This window comes from Bordetella tumulicola, assembly GCF_965138755.1.
GTDB lineage: Bacteria > Pseudomonadota > Gammaproteobacteria > Burkholderiales > Burkholderiaceae_B > Bordetella_A > Bordetella_A tumulicola.
Genome location: NZ_CBCSFP010000011.1, coordinates 74,139 through 90,287, shown reverse-complemented (window position 1 = coordinate 90,287; position 16,149 = coordinate 74,139). Strand labels below are relative to the sequence as shown.

The following is a 16,149-nucleotide window of genomic DNA, read 5'->3' as shown; positions in this document are numbered from 1 at the left end:
TTCGCTAACTAAGATATGCGGCCAAGACAGGCCGCCAAATCCGGCACTCGACCACGCAAACCCTATCCTTCCACTCCAGTCAGGGCATCGACGATAGCGCGTCCATGACTGATCGCCTGATGGACGGCTTCGCGCGGACTGAATACAAAACTGCCCTCCGCAAAAGTGGGTACCGCATATTCATCACCGGTTTCCTGGACTGAGTCAGCCTGCACCACAAATACCGATGCAGTAAAGACAGGTGAACCCGACCCGTTTGCCGCGTTGTCTTGGACGCCCCGGATGACTTTGGCGGTCAACCGATATCCCTTATAAACCGAATTGTTCTGATGCACTCGAAGGCCCTCTCTAAGGCCAGCATACCCTGCATATCGTGACAAGCCCGATAAGTTTTGTAACAGGAGCTGTATCAACCCTTTGCTATCACAGAAATCGTAATTCGGTATTGGACGCCTCCGACGGGTGATTCCACACTTGGTGCATGACTTGATTCATGCCTCAAGGTGGAGACAACCCGGATGCAGCACTATGACTTGTTCATCAATGGCCAAAACGTACCGCCCAGTCAGGGCCGCACGTTTCCGACCTACAACCCCTATACCGGCGATGCATGGGCCGAAATTCCCGACGCCTGCGAACAGGACGTCGCGCTCGCCGTCACCGCTGCGCAACAAGCCTTTGACACGACATGGCGCGCCACCCCTGGCATCAAACGTGCCCAGCTCATGCTGCGCCTGGCGGAACTCATCGAGCAAAATGCCGATCGGATTTCTCGTATTGAAACTACAGATAACGGCAAAATCGTACGCGAAACCCGCCCGCAGATGATATGGGTAGGTCGCCAGCTACGTTATTACGCGGGCTATGCGGACAAACTATACGGACAGCAGATCCCACTGGATCAGCCCGATACGCTGGACTATCTCAGTCTGGAACCCTATGGCGTCGTCGCGCTGATCACGGCCTGGAATTCCCCGCTGGCGTTACTGGCCAATAAATTGGCGCCCGCGTTCGCCGCGGGCAATTGCGTCGTCGTCAAGCCCAGTGAACATGCCTCGGCATCGACGCTGGAATTCGCCCAACTCGTGCATGCCGCGGGCTTTCCTGACGGCGTATTCAACGTGGTTACGGGGGGCGCCGATACGGGCCGGGCGCTGGTGAATCACCCCGACGTCTCGCTGATCAGCTTTACCGGCAGCCCGGGCGTGGGTGCGGAAATCGCTTCGCTCGCGGGCCGCCGCTTGACCCCCGTCAAGCTCGAATTGGGCGGAAAGTCTCCCAACATCATTTTTGACGACGCAGATTTAAAGAAGGCGGTTGTCGGCGCCCTGGCCGGCATCTTTGGCGCAACGGGCCAGACATGCGTGGCCGGTTCGCGACTACTGGTCCAACGCAATGTCCTCGAACAAGTGTTGACGCCCCTGATCGAACGCGCACGCGGCATCAACATGGGCAATCCGCTCGACACCGGCACCGAGATGGGCACCGTGGCCAACAAGCCGCAATTTGACCGGATCCTGGCCACCATCGAGGCGGCGACCCAAGCGGGCGCCCAACTGATGACCGGGGGCAAACGCGCACAAGGCAGCGGTCTTGAGTCCGGCTATTTCATAGAACCCACTATTTTTGCGAATGTCGCTCCCGACAGCCACTTGGCTCAGGAAGAAATCTTCGGCCCGGTGTTGGCCGTCATTCCCTTTGACACCGAAGACGAAGCCATCCGCATTGCCAATGGCACTCGCTACGGGTTGGCAGCCGGACTCTGGACTCGGGACCTGGGACGCGCGCTACGCGTTTCTCGCGCCATGCAGGCGGGCTCTGTCTGGGTGAACACCTATCGCGCGATCGCCGCACAAGTCCCCTTCGGCGGCTTTAAACAATCCGGCATTGGCCGCGAACGCGGCGAAGCCGGGCTACGCGAATATCTGACCACACGCAACGTCATGATCGATTTTTCCGAAGAGGTCCGCGACCCCTTCGCTATCCGGACCTGAGCCAATCGAGCTCAAGCCACTCGTCCAAAGGAGACAACTTGAAAACGCTAAAACCGGCCGCACCGCCACGATCGATAGTTCGCAGGCATCTCTTGAAAGCCACGGTGACAGGTCTGGCGCTCGCGGCAACGCTGCCTATTGGCCGCATTGTTCACGCCGGGCAAACCACGGATGCCTGGCCAACCCGCCCCATCCACCTGGTCGTACCCTTCCCGCCTGGCGGATCCGTCGATACCGTCGCGCGCAGCCTGGGAAAATCATTGCAGGAATCACTGGGCCAACCTGTCATCATCGAGAACAAACCAGGAGCCAGCAGCGTTCTGGGCGCCCGATACGTCAAGGAATCCAAACCAGACGGCTACACGTTGCTGCTCAATGCGTCTCTGCAGGTCGCCAACCCGTTGCTGCTGGACACCGTGACCTATGACGCCCTCAAGGATTTCTCGCCCATCACCGAAATCGGCGCACAGCCTCAATTGATTCTGGTGCGGCAAGACAGTCCGTACCGAACACTTAAAGACCTCGTGACCGCCGCGAAACAAAAGCCCGGCGAATTGACCTGGGCCATCGCCGCCTTTGGCGCGGCGGGCCACCTGGCCTGCGAGCTCGTCAACGATCAGGCGGACATCAACATGCAGATCATTCCCTACAAGGGAGGCGGGCCTGCCCTCATCGACTTGATCGGCGGACAAGTGACGGCCATGACTGAACCCATGGCATCGGCCTATCCCCATGTCAAAAGCGGAAAGCTCCGCGTCCTGGCCGTGACCAGCAATACGCGCGTGCCGGTCATCCCGGACGTGCCCACCGTCGCCGAGGCAGGCTACGCGGGATTCGACATGCCTAGCTGGTACGGTATCTGGGCCCCCGCCGGCACACCTAAGCAAGCCATTCAAAAGGTTTACGAGGCAACGAAAACCGCATTGAAAGACCCCGAGGTCAAAGCCAGGCTGGACGCTATTTCGTTCATGCTCGTCGGTTCGACACCAGAGGAATTCACCGCGTTCCAGGCCAACGAATACCAGACCTACGACAAAGTCATCAAGATCATCAAAGCACGTGACAACACCAAGAATGCAAGCAACGAGACCCCCGTACCTGATAACGAAGGAGCCAGGCATGAGTGACCAGAAAATCAACACATTAGGTTTTATTGGACTGGGCGTGATGGGCGGACCCATGTGCGCCAATCTGCTGAAAAAGGGTGGTAAGCCGGTTGTCGTCTTCGACACCTCGGCAGCCGCCCTGCAAGACGCATCATCTCATGGCGCCAGCGTCGCCCAAGATGTCGGCGAGGTCGCTGGAAAAGCGGACATCATCTTTCTATCGTTGCCGTCCATCGACCAAGTGGAAACCGTGGCCAACGCCATTCTGGCCGCGCCACGAAAACCGGCGATGATCGTCGACATGAGTACGAGTAACGTCGCGCGCACACGCGCCTTGGCCAAGCTCGTCAACGACGCGGGCGTCCATTTCGTCGATGCGCCCGTCGCCCGCACCAAACAGGCCGCCATTGACGGCAAGCTATTCATCAGCGTCGGCGGATCGGAGACGGATTTCGAGCACGTTCGGCCCTATTTGCAGTGCATGGGCTCTGACGTCTTGCATTGTGGCGATATCGGCAATGGCCAAATCATCAAGATTCTGAACAACTATATGGTGTTCATGACAGTGAACGCACTATCCGAAGCCATCACGATCGGTCGGCGCGCGGGCATGGATGCCGATAAATTGTTGGACTTGCTGTCCCAAGGATCCGCTGACAGTTTTGCATTACGCAACCACGGGATGAAGTCGCTCGCCAAAGATACGTTCCCGGAAAAAACCTTTCCCATGACCTACGCGATCAAGGACTGCGCGCTCGCTCTGGATCTGGCAAAAGAAGGCGCATTCGTGCCACGGATCGGCACGTATACCTACAACGTCATGTGCCAAGCACGCGACGCGGGTTTTGCGCAGAACTACCACCCTGCCGTCATTCAATTGATTGACGGCCGCGTCAAAGTGGATTTGCCCGCTCAGGTGTGAACAACGACCTCGTGTCGATTACGGTGTGGTGCCGATTGCCAGACGCGGCACCACATCACTGACCACCCTGCGTGTCAGATCGCTGGCGTGTTTGTCGCTCCAGATCATCTCCAGGCGGACTTGACCCGCGGTTTGTGGAAACTCTCGAAAGATCACACCGGAAAATCCGGTGTTGGCATAGGAGGCGGGCGCAATCGAGACCCCCAGCCCCAACTTGACCATTTGAAAAATGGTCAACGGACTGCGTGCGATATGCTTGATGTCGGGGCTGAATCCCGCCTCGTGACAACAGGCCACGATGGAATCATAGATCGCCGGCCCGCAGTCGCGTCGCAACGCCACCATAGGCTCGTCGGCCAGCATGGCGAGCTTAAAGCCGGGCGTATGCGCCAATGCATGTTGACTGGGCAATACAGCAACCAGGGGCTCCTGATAGATCAACTGACGCTGCACCTCCGAGCGGACGGATCGTGCATGCACGATCCCCAGATCCAGCAGACCGAGAGACACCTCTTTGACCTGATCCGCCGACGCCATATCCACCATCGACAAGGTCACTTGCGGAAATCGTGTCTCGATCAGTCGCTTGACCTGCGACATCACATGAAAAAGCGCCGACGTCGCCAATCCGACTCGCAATACGCCAACGTCTGACTGTTCCGCACGCACCGCGGCGTTCACCGCCAGTTGCATCTGGTCCAGCAAAACCCGCGTTTCACGCAGAAACGCCTGTCCCGATTCCGTCAGCTTGACTTCGCGACGCGTGCGGTGCAAAAGCTGCACGCCTATCTCATCCTCCAGTGTCTTGATGTGTAGCGACAATGGGGGCTGCGAGATATGCAGACGTTCGGCGGCGCGCCGAAAACTAAGCTCCTCCGCAACCGTGACGAAATAGCGCAGTTGGCGCATATCCATAGTGTGTTTTTTTTCTGTAATGAAGATCTTCAGCCTAACAGTTTCATCAAATCGCGTACAGGTGTCGATGCGTCGGCCGACAGGAACGCATCCAGAATCAAGGCCGTCCGTACTGGCGGTAACGTCAGACTGGCGTTCGCCGTGAACTTCTGAACAATATCAGCCTGACCCAATGCACGCTCGCCGCTTCCCAAATTCACCGGCACCGCCTCATGCACAGATGTGCCGTCTTGCATGGTCACGGTCACTGCACCCGAAAAATATTTGGGAAAAGCGGTTTCTTCCTGTGCGCGGCATGTGCTGCGTGCTGCCAACGCCAAAATATCCGGGGCAGTCAATTGGTCCGAATGCAATTCATGCAAAGTAAAGCGACCCCGTACCAGGCACGCCGCCACGACAAACTGCGCACTGAATTTTGCGTCATAGTCGCTGCGCGGATTCAATTTGATATGGACCGGTTCCGCCACAATCGGCAAGGTGGCCGCAGGCAATTCGCATTCAATGGCACGAATCTCGGCATGCTCGCCGATCCGATCGCGAATACGCAGCGCGGCCTCTGCACAACCATGGATGAAATGGCATACGGGATAGGGCTTGATCGATGTTTCCAGCAACGTCCATTCATGGCCCAGCGCCGCAATCACGGAGTCCGCGTCCACCTGATCGGCGCGGTCTTGCATGTGGCTTTCGTACAAGCCGAATTTTCCCTCATAGGGCCTACGTGGACCATGAAATCCGGCGTTGGCCATCTGCGCTGCGGTAATCCCGGAGAATGCTCCCCACCCCGGATGCAACCGCTTTGTCCAGGCACCGTCTTCCAGAAAAACCTGTAGGCCCGCCGCGGTACTGGCGGCGATCCCCTGAGCGGCCACTAGCGCCTCTTCACTCAATCCTAACAATTTTCCGGCCACGAGCGCCGAACTAAAGTGCGACACCAGGCCGGTAGCATGAAATCCACCATGGTGAAAACCGCCATTGACCGATCGACCCAGACGGATAGCTGCCTCCATACCGATCACATAGGCGACCAACACGTCGCCCCAGCGCAGATTCAGCGTCTCGCCCAGGGCCAACGCCGCAGGTAAACACGCCACCGACGGATGAACAATCGCGCCCGGATGCGTATCGTCAAAATCCAGGCCGTGCATCAAATAGCCATTCGCCATGGCCGCATCCCGGGCCTGCAATGCCGCCCCCCCACCGATCACCGTCGCCTCGCCCGGTGCGCCCGCCGCCCGTATGCCGGCCAATCCCGGACCCGAGAAATCAAACTGATGCGCGGCAATACCCAGCCCAATCGCATCGATAATGTGCAGCAACGATTTCTCGCGTACTGAGTCTGGCAACGCATCCAGGGTCAGGCCGCGCGCAAAGCGCGTCAGACCCAACGCCAGACTGGAAGAGGGGGCCCGCAAATTCGAAGCAGCGTGCATGATGCGATTCGTCCATCGTAAGGAGCAGCGTAGCCGTAGAGGGTACGCCTGTTGATCAGGAAACTAGGCGTTCGGAGACTCGTGCAAGACGGCAATGGGCACGGGAACGTCAGGGAGATTGGGGTAACGCTGCAGCACCAGAGGATCATGCCCCGGCACAAAATGGCTCACAGAGCCGGCCAGCTTAAGCAGGCGCTGGTGGCCGAACAGCATCTGTTCGACATCCACCACGACCGGAAACGGGATTTTCAACGTAGCGTTGTCGTAATAGTGCGCCGCATCGGAAGCCAGCACGATCCAGCCGCGCGCCGTATGGACACGAACCGCCTGCAGGCCCTTGGTGTGGCCGCCGATATGCAAGACCTCGACCCCGGGAAACAACGTATCGTCTCCATCATGAAACGCAACGCGATCCTCGTACAAACGTCGCACAAAATCGCAGACATCGTCGGCTGAAAACGGCTTGCGTAACACAGCCTGGCACATGCATCGACCTGTCGCGAACGCCGCCTCTGTCTCCTGGAGATGGAAGATGGCATTGGGCAGCTTATCCAGATTGCCCGCATGATCCCAATGTAAATGGGTCAAGATCACATCGTGAATCTCACCGGCCTCGATACCCAAATGCTTGAGCGCGTCAATTGGACAACAGTCTAGCGGACGACCACGCTGCGTCGCGCCTCGCTCGCCAAATCCTGTATCGACCAAAATCGTTCTGCCCTGCCCTTTGATCAACCAGACATAAAAATCCATATCCACGGTCCCATCATGGGCGTCGTGAAGGATGAAGTTATGGGATGCCGGGCGGGTCATACGCGCATAACGCAGCGCATACACTTCGTACATCGGTAGCGATTCACTCATAATGGGACGCCTCCTCCTGCGCCCTTACACACCCAGATAAGCCTGTCTGACGAAATCGTCGTCCAGTAATTCCTGTCCTGTGCCCGTACGCACCACTTCGCCGCGTTCCAGCACATAGGCACGATGCGACAAACGCAATGCCAGCCTGGCGTTCTGTTCCACCAGGACAATTGATAGCCCGGTCTCGCGATTCAACGTTTCGACCACTCGGGCAATCTCGGCGATCACTTTAGGCGCGAGTCCCAACGAGGGCTCATCCAGCAACAGCAACTTGGGTTGCGCCATCAACGCCCGGCCGATCGCGACCATCTGCTGCTCTCCGCCTGATAGCGACCCCGCGAGCTGGCTACGCCGCTCATGCACACGGGGAAAGAGTCCGTAGATCAGGTCCAGGGTTCTGCGGCGGCTGGCGACACTTTTCACGGTGTGCGCGCCGACCTCCAGGTTGTCCAATACCGTCATTCTGGGGAAGAGGCGCCGGCCTTCGGGTGACAGGGCTATGCCACTGGAGACGCGATTAGCCGCCGGAATGCGCGCGATGGAATGATCCCGCCACCATAAGTCGCCCCCTGCCAACTGCTTGAGTCCCATCATCGCCTTCAGAATGGTGGACTTACCCGCTCCGTTGGAACCGACGAGGGCAACCACCTCGCCCTCATCGACGCGAAACGACACATCGTGCACCGCCTTCACGCTTGCGTAGCTGACGGAAATGGACTTCGCTTCAAGCGTGGGCATAGTCGGGCGCTCCGAGATAGGCTTCGATCACCGCGGGATCGGACTGGATCTGCTGTGGCGTGCCTTCGGCAATCTTGCGCCCCTGCACGAGTACATAGATGCGCTGGCATAGAGCCATCACCACGGCCATATGATGCTCTACAAACAGCACGGAAATCCCTCGATGCGCCTGCAAGCGTTGCAGCAACCGGCCGAGTTCCGCGCACTCCTCGCCGTTCAATCCTGCCGCCGGCTCGTCCAGCAGCAGGATCTTGGGCTGTGTCGCAAAGCCTATGGCCACACCCAACAGTTTCTGGTGACCATAAGGCAGCCCACCTGCCAAGACATCGCGATAGGCGGCCAATCCGGTCAACTCAAGAACCTCGTCAACGTCGCTTGCCACGCGCCGCAGCGCCGCCTTGCGTGCCCGTGTACTCACGACTTGCGTCCAGATCGACCCCGGCAAGGTCGACAGCGCCCCACGAAATAAATTCTGTATCACAGTGCAGTTCGGGTAGACAGACGTAGACTGAAACGTCCGGGCCAGACCACGACGCACCACGGTGCTGGGCGCCCTGCCAGTGATGTCCTCGCCTGCCAATAGCACTTGACCTGCTGTCGGGCTCAATGTGCCACTGATGAGGTTAAAGGCCGTACTCTTGCCCGCACCGTTGGGGCCGATCAAGCCCACCACTTCATTGTGCCCAACGTCCAGGGACAAATCGCTGACGGCGTGCAAGCCGCCGAACCGCTTGCTCAAGCCCCGCACCTGCAACAGCGGTTGCTGATTGGTAGCGGATGTCATACCGGCCTCCTTTTCATGAACGGCAGACGCACGCCGGCTAGGCCTTGTGGCATAAAGCGCAGTATCAAAATCAATGCCACACCGTAGAAAATATCCTGCGACTCGACTGCACCTCGGAAAAATTCAGGTAGCGGTGTCATCACCAACGCCCCGATCAGTCCACCGAATAGAAACCGCCGTCCACCGACCACCATCATGATGATCAAGGCGATCGAATAATGCATATTGAATGACTCGGGCGAGATATAACCCAGGTAATGCGCCAATAACGCGCCGCCCAGGCCCGCAAAGGCACTCGCCAGCGTGAACGCATACAACTGCGTACGACGCACGCCCACACCGCTTGCCTCGGCCAACGCGGGGTTCTCGCCGACGGCATCTACCGCCTCGCCTGCCGGCGAAGCGTAGAAGAACCGGAAAAATACCAACGCACCAATGGTCGCGACGACCGCCAGGGCATAGAACGCGGGTTTCTCGTTAAACACGTAGCCGGCAATACTGGCGGCGGGGATACCGGTGACGCCGTTGGCGCCGCCCGTCACATCACCCCACTCAAGCAAAACCAGCCGGACCAGCTCGCTGAACGCAAAGGTCACCAGCACGAAATACACTCCCTGCAGGCGCAGGACGATACGACCCAGCAGGTACGCAACGCCCCCCGCCGCAATCATTGCGGCAAACACGCCCACCAAGAAGGGCAACCCCAAGCCTTTCACACAGGCCACCGACGCATAAGCGCCAATGCCCACCAATGCGCCGTGACATAGCGAAATCTGCCCCGAGCGCGCCAGGACAGACAATGAAGTCACCACAATGGCGTTAATACAAATGAAGATCGCGAGGTGATAACTAAAGGCCTGATTCAAGATAAACGGTATACAAATCAGTAGTGCCAGCGCACCCAAGGCGGGCAGACCGAGTGCTCGGGGCGCGGCAGCGCCGCGGATCAGCATGGCCCCCGCAGACGGCGGCATCGGCGACAATAGCGTCTTGCTCATGGTCATTTCATGCCTCCGATTTGCCCAGCAATCCGGCGGGGCGCGCCACCAGGATGGCCATCACCACAACGAAAATCAAAATCTCCGCCAGGCTGTTACTGATCAAAGAACTCGCCAGGCTTTCCGTTATCCCTAGCAGCAGGCTGGCCAACGCCGCCCCCGGAATGCTGCCCAGCCCGCCGAGAATGACCACAATGAACGCCTTGAGCAGCGGTGTACTGCCGATGAAGGGCGACACGGAAAAGAGCGGCGCCATCAACGCGCCCGCGATCGCGGCCAAGCCTACCCCCAGACTGAAGCCCAGGGGATACATGAACTTGGCCTTGATCCCCTGCGCCATGGCGATCTCCATATCCTGGACCACGGCTCGCAACGCCTTGCCCTGCCGGGTATGGATGAGAAAGACATATAAGACCGCCAACACAATCACGGAACACACGGCCACGTACAGGCGGGACGCCGGGATGATGACCGGCCCCAGGCGATAGACGCCTTCGGCCACCTGAGGCATGATCTGCGCATCCGGCCCGAACACCAGCAAGGCGACCGATTGCAGAATCATGGCCACCCCTATCGTGGCAATCATGCCGTTCAACTCATCGTGCCTGAACGGCTTGAGCACCGTCCACTCGACGATCCAGCCGAAGGCCATCGTCACCACGAACGCCCCCAACATGGCCACCAAAAACGGGAACTCCCAATGGGCCATCAAGACATAGGTCGCAAAGGCCCCCACCATATAAAACTCGCCATGCGCGAAGTTCACGATGCGCATCACCCCAAAAACCAGGGTGAAGCCCACCGCCATCAGCATATAAAGCAAGCCGATGATCACGCCATTGACCAGTGCCTGAGCAAGCAGGTTGGACATGGAATTTGCTCCGCGGAATTATTTTTTGATATCAACGCACTGATTGACGTCGCAGCGCGCTACCGTCACTTCCTGGCCGTCTTTCACCTCAGAAATGAAGAACGGCGATGCGACTTGGTGGTCGATGCCGTAGCGCGCTTTTCCGCTCCAGGTCAGCTTGCCCTGGATACCCTCATAGCCGTTGAGCTTTTCAAGTTCGTCGCGCACCTTGGTGCTATCGGTCACGGTCCCGGCGTTTTGCATGGCCTTGAACAACATATGCGTGCCGTCATAGAACGCGGGGCTAAAGCCATTCATCTTTTTGTTGTACTTTTCCGCATAGCGCTTGGCATAATCCGCGACCGCTTTATTGTCGGGATCTTGCAGCGACGTCACCATCATGCCCTCGGTTGCCGCCTTGCCCGCGACCGCCACAATCTCGGGTGTTGCCGGGCCTCCGTTGCGAACGATAGGTCCTTCGAACCCCAATTCACGCGCCTGTTTGACGATCATGCCTGCGGTGGCGGGCGAGTTGCCATCGAGTTCAATCGCATCGATACCCGCACTTAACATCCGGGTCAACAAGGGCACCATATCAACACGCTGGCGCTCGAAGAACTCCTTGCTTGATAGTGCGGCGCCCGCTTGCTCGTAGGCTTTGGCCAGGTCGCCGGCAATCTGCTGGCCGGACTCATCGTTGGGGAACAAGCCACCGACTTTCTTGAGGTTAAAGCGCTTGACCAGCCAGGCGATGATCGGATACGACGTTTCTTCAGTCGTCAGATTAGGCCGAAATGAGTAAGGCTTTTCAGGACTCAACGCCTTGCGGGTGAACCCCAATGTCATGACGATGACCTTCTCACGCTCGGTAATCGGCTGCACGGCCAGTGCCGGCGCCGAGCCCATCGGGCCGATGATGTATTTCACCTTGTCATCGCTGACCAGCCTGTTCGCCGCCGTGACCGCCTCGGCCGCCTGGTACTTGTCGTCGTAGGGGATGATCTCGACCTTGTATTTTTTGCCATTGACCTCCAGGCCACCCTGCGCATTCACATCATCAGCGGCCAGTTCGGCGCCATACAGCAACGCTTGTCCCCAGGCCGCCCCCGCGCCAGACAGGGTCACGAGCCCCCCGATTTTCAACGTGTCTTGCGCCATCACGGCGCCCGGCAACATCACAGCCACCGGCAGCAGTACTTTTAATAGACGTATCACTTTTTGTCTCCTGATTCTTATCACGTTTTCGAAACAACAAAGCCCTGCTGGACCCTCCACTACCCCGGTAAACCGGGTAGCGTCGGCCCAGCACTACAGGGGAATTTCTATATCCAACAAGGGAGCATGTTGCTGAGCGCCATACACATCGACATCACCCACCGCGCCGGACGCGACGGGCCTGGGCAGCGTAGCCTTCCAGGCCATGGCGGGCGGATACTCGGTAAACAACACGTCCGACTCTTGCACGCCATACAGCTTCGCGATCAGCGATGCGCTGATCACGCCGGTCGAGCGCACCCGCTCGAACAATGCAACGTCGTCGAACATGATGTCGAGCGTGACAGCGAAAGGTCCTGCGTTCTTGCTTTTGCAGGCCTTCGCAATATCTTTAAGCTTGGGCATGTTGTTTCTCTACAGATCAAACGACTTCGTATTCAATGGGAAATAGACTGAGCGGATCCGACACATCCATCACGTGTTGCAGGAAAAATTCGTAGATCTCGCCACGCTCGATATCTGAAGGGGAAAACGGGAAGGCCATGTTCCCCTCGCGACACATGCGGCCCGGAAAATCCGAATGCAGCAACGTCACGCGCGCCAACGACAGCGCGGCATTCGCGGTGTCCTGTGTCTTCGCGACGACCTCGGCGATGATGCTGACTTCTTGAGGCAAAAAATCAGCGTTCGGCTCCCATGCGCCCATCACGCCCTTTGCCCCATAGACACGCAGCACCAGGCGCCAATCTTCGGCAGAGATTCCTAATGCGGCGACTTTCACCGATGTCGAACTGCGCACAAAATCCAAAAAGCTATCGATCTGTCCGATGAGCCCGGGATCACGGGTAGCGGCGAACGTGATGGCGCTGAAACCGGCGCGGCAGGCTCCCTCCAGTTTGACGGTGTACGGCTTGGGCTCCCACTGCATCCCGGTAATACGTACACGCCGGTCAGAGATGGCCTGAATTTGGCATTCCCGGGTATCGACAACGCCCCCTGGCTCATAGCGCAACACGGGGCTGGCGTTCTCGTGCAACGCCTGAACAGCCACGGATAACGGCGTGCAACGCAATTCCGGATTCAGGGGCTCGGCCTCGACATAGTCTTGCCCGACGGTCACCATCAAGCAGTCGTGCTTCTTGGGGATTGCCGCGTTGCAGGCGCACTCCAGCATTTTTCCCGCGTACCAGGCCGGTGCGGCGGGAATGCCATGGTGCATCGCCAACGCTACCCACGGTGCCGGGTCCGTACCGCGCCCACCCAAAATGACCTGCGCCCCGTCGGCCAGCGCCTTGCGATAGGGTTCCGGCCCCATCATTCCCACCACACGAACGGCCGAATCAAGCTGGGTCGCCGTCAGGTCCGCCGCATTGCCTAGCGGGTGAATGCGCCCTTCCTCGAGCGCCTGGCGCAGCACCTCAGGCTCTTGCTCGGCATGAATCAACGCCATCTTGAAGTGCAAATCGTGTTCGCGGGCAATCTCTCGAATGATGTCGGCGCAGGCCTGCAGATGCGGCTCGCCGCCTGCGCCCCCGCAGGTCCCCACCATCATCGGAATGCCATTCTCGATCGCCGCGCGCAACAACAGCGACAGATCGCGTTTCATGGCCAGACGTGAGTTGAGCGTCTTGCCCGATCCCAGATAATGCGGGCCGGGATCGCTGGACCCGCCATCCACCCCCACCATATGCGGCTTGAGTTTCATTGCGGCCTGAATGGAAGCCTCCGGGAATCCATAGCCCAGAATGCCACTGGCCGACATCATCCGCACACTGTCTGTTGTCATCACTCGTGGCCTCTTAACGACTATTGGTTTTCCAGTCGCCGGCACGCGGGCGACGCAGATTCAAGTGCCCGCGCAAGGTGCTGGCGCCATATTCCTTGCGTACCAGACCGCGCTTCTGCAAGTGGGGGATAACGAGACGCACGATTTCCTCATAGGTGCCGGGCACCGACGTCGCTGACAAGACAAAGCCGTCGCAGGCCTTGCTGAACCACTCCTCCATCATGTCCGCCACTTGTTCGCCCGTTCCGCAGAACACCGGCCCGTCGTTCAACGTGCCGCGACCGGAGGCCTCGACAAAATCCCGCACCGAGGGGTTTTTCTTGCCGCTGACCTGAACGACCTTGTCGCGCAGGCTCTGCCACGACATGACAGCCAGTTCCTCATCCGTAAAGGGCTGATCGTATGGGCGACCGGAAAAGTCAATATTCATGGTTTCGCCAATCATGGTCAGGCCGTCAATCGGCTTGGACAAACTGGCGATCATCTCGCGCTTTTCGTTGGCCAGACTTTCCGTTTCCGCCGCAATGATCTTCACTTCGGCGGCAACCTTCAGGTCATCGCGATTGCGCCCCGCCTTGACCACGCCTTCCTTGAGGGCCTGGTATTGCTTGACGCCTCCTTCCAGGGTGGGGTACTTGGCAAAAACAATTTCTGCCCAACGCGCGGCAAAGGCCAATCCTCGACCGCTCTGGCCTGCTTGCAGGATCACCGGATGGCCCTGCGGCGAACGGGGCACGGTCAAGGGCCCACGTGAGTGAAAGAATCGCCCTTCATGGTTCAAGCGACGCACCTTCTCCGGGTCCGCAAAGAAATTGGCGGCCTTGTCGGCGACAATGATGTCGTCTTCCCAGGTATCCCAGTGCCCCATGACGACTTCCATGAATTCGTCGGCGCGGTCATAACGCAGGTCATGCTCAAGATGCTCGGTGTGCCCAAAGTTGGCCGCCTCCGAGTTGTTCATCGATGTCACCACGTTCCAGGCCACACGGCCTTTCGTCATCAGATCCAGCGTCGCAAATAAACGAGCGACATGAAATGGCTCGTAGTAGGTCGTCGAATAGGTCGCGCCCAGGCCCAGGTGGCTCGTCGCCATCGCCATTGCCATGAGCACCGAGGTCGGCTCCAGTTTGATCGCCCGTACACCATGACGAACCGTTTCGAGGTGATCGCCACCGTAGATGTCCGGCATCGCCAGGCGGTCATCAAAGAAGGCCATGTCGAACCGCCCCTCTTCCAGCGTACGCGCAATCCGTTGGTAGTACTCCGGCGTCAGGTAGTCCGTCATGCTCGACGGGTTGCGCCACGAACCAACGTAGTTGGAACAATTCTGGGCTTGCAGAAATGCAACCAGGGCCATTTGCCGTTCAGATGTGCTCATAGTGCGTCCGATGTGAAATCATTCAGAAAGCGTGCGAAGTGCAGCCAGTATTGGTGTCAACGCTGATATGCACAATTTCCGCCGCGTGATACATCTATAACCATCATGAATAAATCAATTGACCGTCCCTCACTGACGCGACTGGACCTGTCGGAGCTGGAAACTTTCCTTTGGGTCGTCCAGGAAGGCAGCTTTAGTGATGCTGCCCGCAAGCTTCATCTTTCTCAGCCGGCCGTAACCAACCGGATCAAGCGCCTGGAAGACAAGCTGAACGTCAAGCTGCTGCAAAGAACGACGCGCCAGGTCGCCCCTACGCCGGACGGCGTACGTCTGCGAGACGCCGCCGAGCAGGCGCTTTCTGGTCTGCGGGATGTCATGCGCCACTTTCAACACAGCGCGGTCGCGCAGCGAAACCGCATCGTCATCGCCAGCACACCCATGCTGGCGGCCACGGTCCTGCCCCCGTTGATTCATGACTACCAAGAACGCTATCCGGACGTCCACGTCGTGCTACGTGACTTGCCCTATGCGCAAGTCATGCAGGCCGTCGCCCAGGATTCGGCCGATTTCGGCGTGACGGCGCTCGACAGCAAGCACCGTGGCCTGCGCTTTCAATCACTGGCCGAAGAAAAGGTGCTGCTGGTCGTGCCCGCCGGGCACCCACTCACCCAGATCCCCAACGTCACGCTGTCTATGATTGCGCCCTATCGCGTCATGTTTCTGGACCGCTACCTGTCGCTGCGCAAACACCTGACAGACGAGTTCGCAAAGCTGGGCCTGGCCTTCGAGCCCACGACGGCGTCGACCTTGCCCATGCTGCTCGGGATGATTGACGCCGGCAATTGCGTCGCTTTTCTGCCTCGCACCATGGTTCAACGCGACGGCCAATCCCGACGCGCACTCATTGATGTCACGGATCTGGACGCCACCCGTCACTGGGGTTGTGTCATTTCCCGTCGGGCCGATCTCTCCACGGCGGCGGTCGCCTTCAAGGACTACCTGCGCAAGCACTTTCGGGAACAACTCGCCCACGCACCCCACTCATAATGATTGGGAATAAATCCATACGGGAACGCAATTTGTGAGCCCGTACCGGCATCCCTAGACTGTGTCTCGTTGCCCAGGACAAAACAATCAGGTCGACAATGACCATCGACCTTCCCCGG

At 58.6% G+C, this 16,149-nt stretch carries 16 protein-coding genes; 4 read left to right on the top strand and 12 right to left on the bottom strand.

Translation table 11 applies throughout. The features are described from left to right. Positions 1–62 precede the first annotated feature (62 nt). The gene (locus ACNAZS_RS21625; RefSeq protein WP_415792586.1) at positions 63–335 is read right to left on the bottom strand and encodes a hypothetical protein; all 273 of its coding nucleotides are present in this window, start codon (positions 333–335) and stop codon (positions 63–65) included. 183 nt (positions 336–518) lie between these two features. On the opposite strand from ACNAZS_RS21625, the gene ACNAZS_RS21620 reads away from it, so the two are divergent. From ACNAZS_RS21620 to ACNAZS_RS21610, 3 genes are read left to right on the top strand one after another with little or no spacing between them, the layout of a single operon-like run. Next, on the top strand, positions 519–1,994 hold the full coding sequence (locus tag ACNAZS_RS21620) for an aldehyde dehydrogenase (protein WP_415792585.1): 1,476 nt from the start codon (positions 519–521) through the stop codon (positions 1,992–1,994). A gap of 38 nt (positions 1,995–2,032) precedes the next feature. Next, complete coding sequence (locus ACNAZS_RS21615) at positions 2,033–3,121, top strand: Bug family tripartite tricarboxylate transporter substrate binding protein (RefSeq protein ID WP_415792584.1); 1,089 nt, start codon at positions 2,033–2,035, stop codon at positions 3,119–3,121. After that, a complete protein-coding gene (locus ACNAZS_RS21610; protein ID WP_415792583.1) occupies positions 3,114–4,022 on the top strand; it encodes an NAD(P)-dependent oxidoreductase in 909 nt (302 codons plus the stop codon). Before ACNAZS_RS21615 ends, ACNAZS_RS21610 begins: the two co-directional genes overlap by 8 nt. Before the next feature lie 18 nt (positions 4,023–4,040). On the opposite strand, the gene ACNAZS_RS21605 is transcribed toward ACNAZS_RS21610, so the two are convergent. The 11 genes from ACNAZS_RS21605 to ACNAZS_RS21555 form a co-directional block, all read right to left on the bottom strand. After that, entirely contained in the window at positions 4,041–4,937 is an 897-nt protein-coding gene (locus ACNAZS_RS21605; RefSeq protein ID WP_415792582.1) for a LysR family transcriptional regulator, read from the bottom strand. 29 nt (positions 4,938–4,966) lie between these two features. Then, positions 4,967–6,370, bottom strand: a complete 1,404-nt coding sequence (locus ACNAZS_RS21600; RefSeq protein ID WP_415792581.1) for an MmgE/PrpD family protein — start codon at positions 6,368–6,370, stop codon at positions 4,967–4,969. 63 nt (positions 6,371–6,433) lie between these two features. Next, positions 6,434–7,234: an N-acyl homoserine lactonase family protein gene (locus ACNAZS_RS21595; RefSeq protein WP_415792580.1), complete on the bottom strand. Its 801-nt coding sequence runs from the start codon at positions 7,232–7,234 to the stop codon at positions 6,434–6,436. Positions 7,235–7,258: 24 nt separating this feature from the next. Beyond that, the gene (locus ACNAZS_RS21590) at positions 7,259–7,972 is read right to left on the bottom strand and encodes an ABC transporter ATP-binding protein (RefSeq protein ID WP_415792579.1); all 714 of its coding nucleotides are present in this window, start codon (positions 7,970–7,972) and stop codon (positions 7,259–7,261) included. Continuing rightward, entirely contained in the window at positions 7,959–8,756 is a 798-nt protein-coding gene (locus ACNAZS_RS21585) for an ABC transporter ATP-binding protein (protein ID WP_415792578.1), read from the bottom strand. The genes ACNAZS_RS21590 and ACNAZS_RS21585 overlap by 14 nt, the downstream gene beginning before the upstream one ends. Further along, positions 8,753–9,754, bottom strand: coding sequence for a branched-chain amino acid ABC transporter permease (locus tag ACNAZS_RS21580; protein WP_415792577.1), 1,002 nt, complete (start codon positions 9,752–9,754; stop codon positions 8,753–8,755). The genes ACNAZS_RS21585 and ACNAZS_RS21580 overlap by 4 nt, the downstream gene beginning before the upstream one ends. Positions 9,755–9,761: 7 nt before the next feature. Next, entirely contained in the window at positions 9,762–10,625 is an 864-nt protein-coding gene (locus ACNAZS_RS21575; RefSeq protein ID WP_415792576.1) for a branched-chain amino acid ABC transporter permease, read from the bottom strand. An 18-nt stretch (positions 10,626–10,643) separates the two neighbouring features. Beyond that, a complete protein-coding gene (locus ACNAZS_RS21570; RefSeq protein ID WP_415792575.1) occupies positions 10,644–11,819 on the bottom strand; it encodes an ABC transporter substrate-binding protein in 1,176 nt (391 codons plus the stop codon). A 93-nt stretch (positions 11,820–11,912) separates the two neighbouring features. Further along, positions 11,913–12,224, bottom strand: coding sequence for a DUF4387 domain-containing protein (locus tag ACNAZS_RS21565; protein WP_415792574.1), 312 nt, complete (start codon positions 12,222–12,224; stop codon positions 11,913–11,915). Between the two features lie 16 nt (positions 12,225–12,240). Then, the gene (locus tag ACNAZS_RS21560) at positions 12,241–13,605 is read right to left on the bottom strand and encodes an acyclic terpene utilization AtuA family protein (protein ID WP_415792573.1); all 1,365 of its coding nucleotides are present in this window, start codon (positions 13,603–13,605) and stop codon (positions 12,241–12,243) included. 13 nt (positions 13,606–13,618) lie between these two features. Then, entirely contained in the window at positions 13,619–14,983 is a 1,365-nt protein-coding gene (locus ACNAZS_RS21555; RefSeq protein WP_415792572.1) for an LLM class flavin-dependent oxidoreductase, read from the bottom strand. Between the two features lie 105 nt (positions 14,984–15,088). On the opposite strand from ACNAZS_RS21555, the gene ACNAZS_RS21550 reads away from it, so the two are divergent. After that, positions 15,089–16,030: a LysR family transcriptional regulator gene (locus ACNAZS_RS21550; protein WP_415792571.1), complete on the top strand. Its 942-nt coding sequence runs from the start codon at positions 15,089–15,091 to the stop codon at positions 16,028–16,030. Positions 16,031–16,149: the final 119 nt, after the last annotated feature.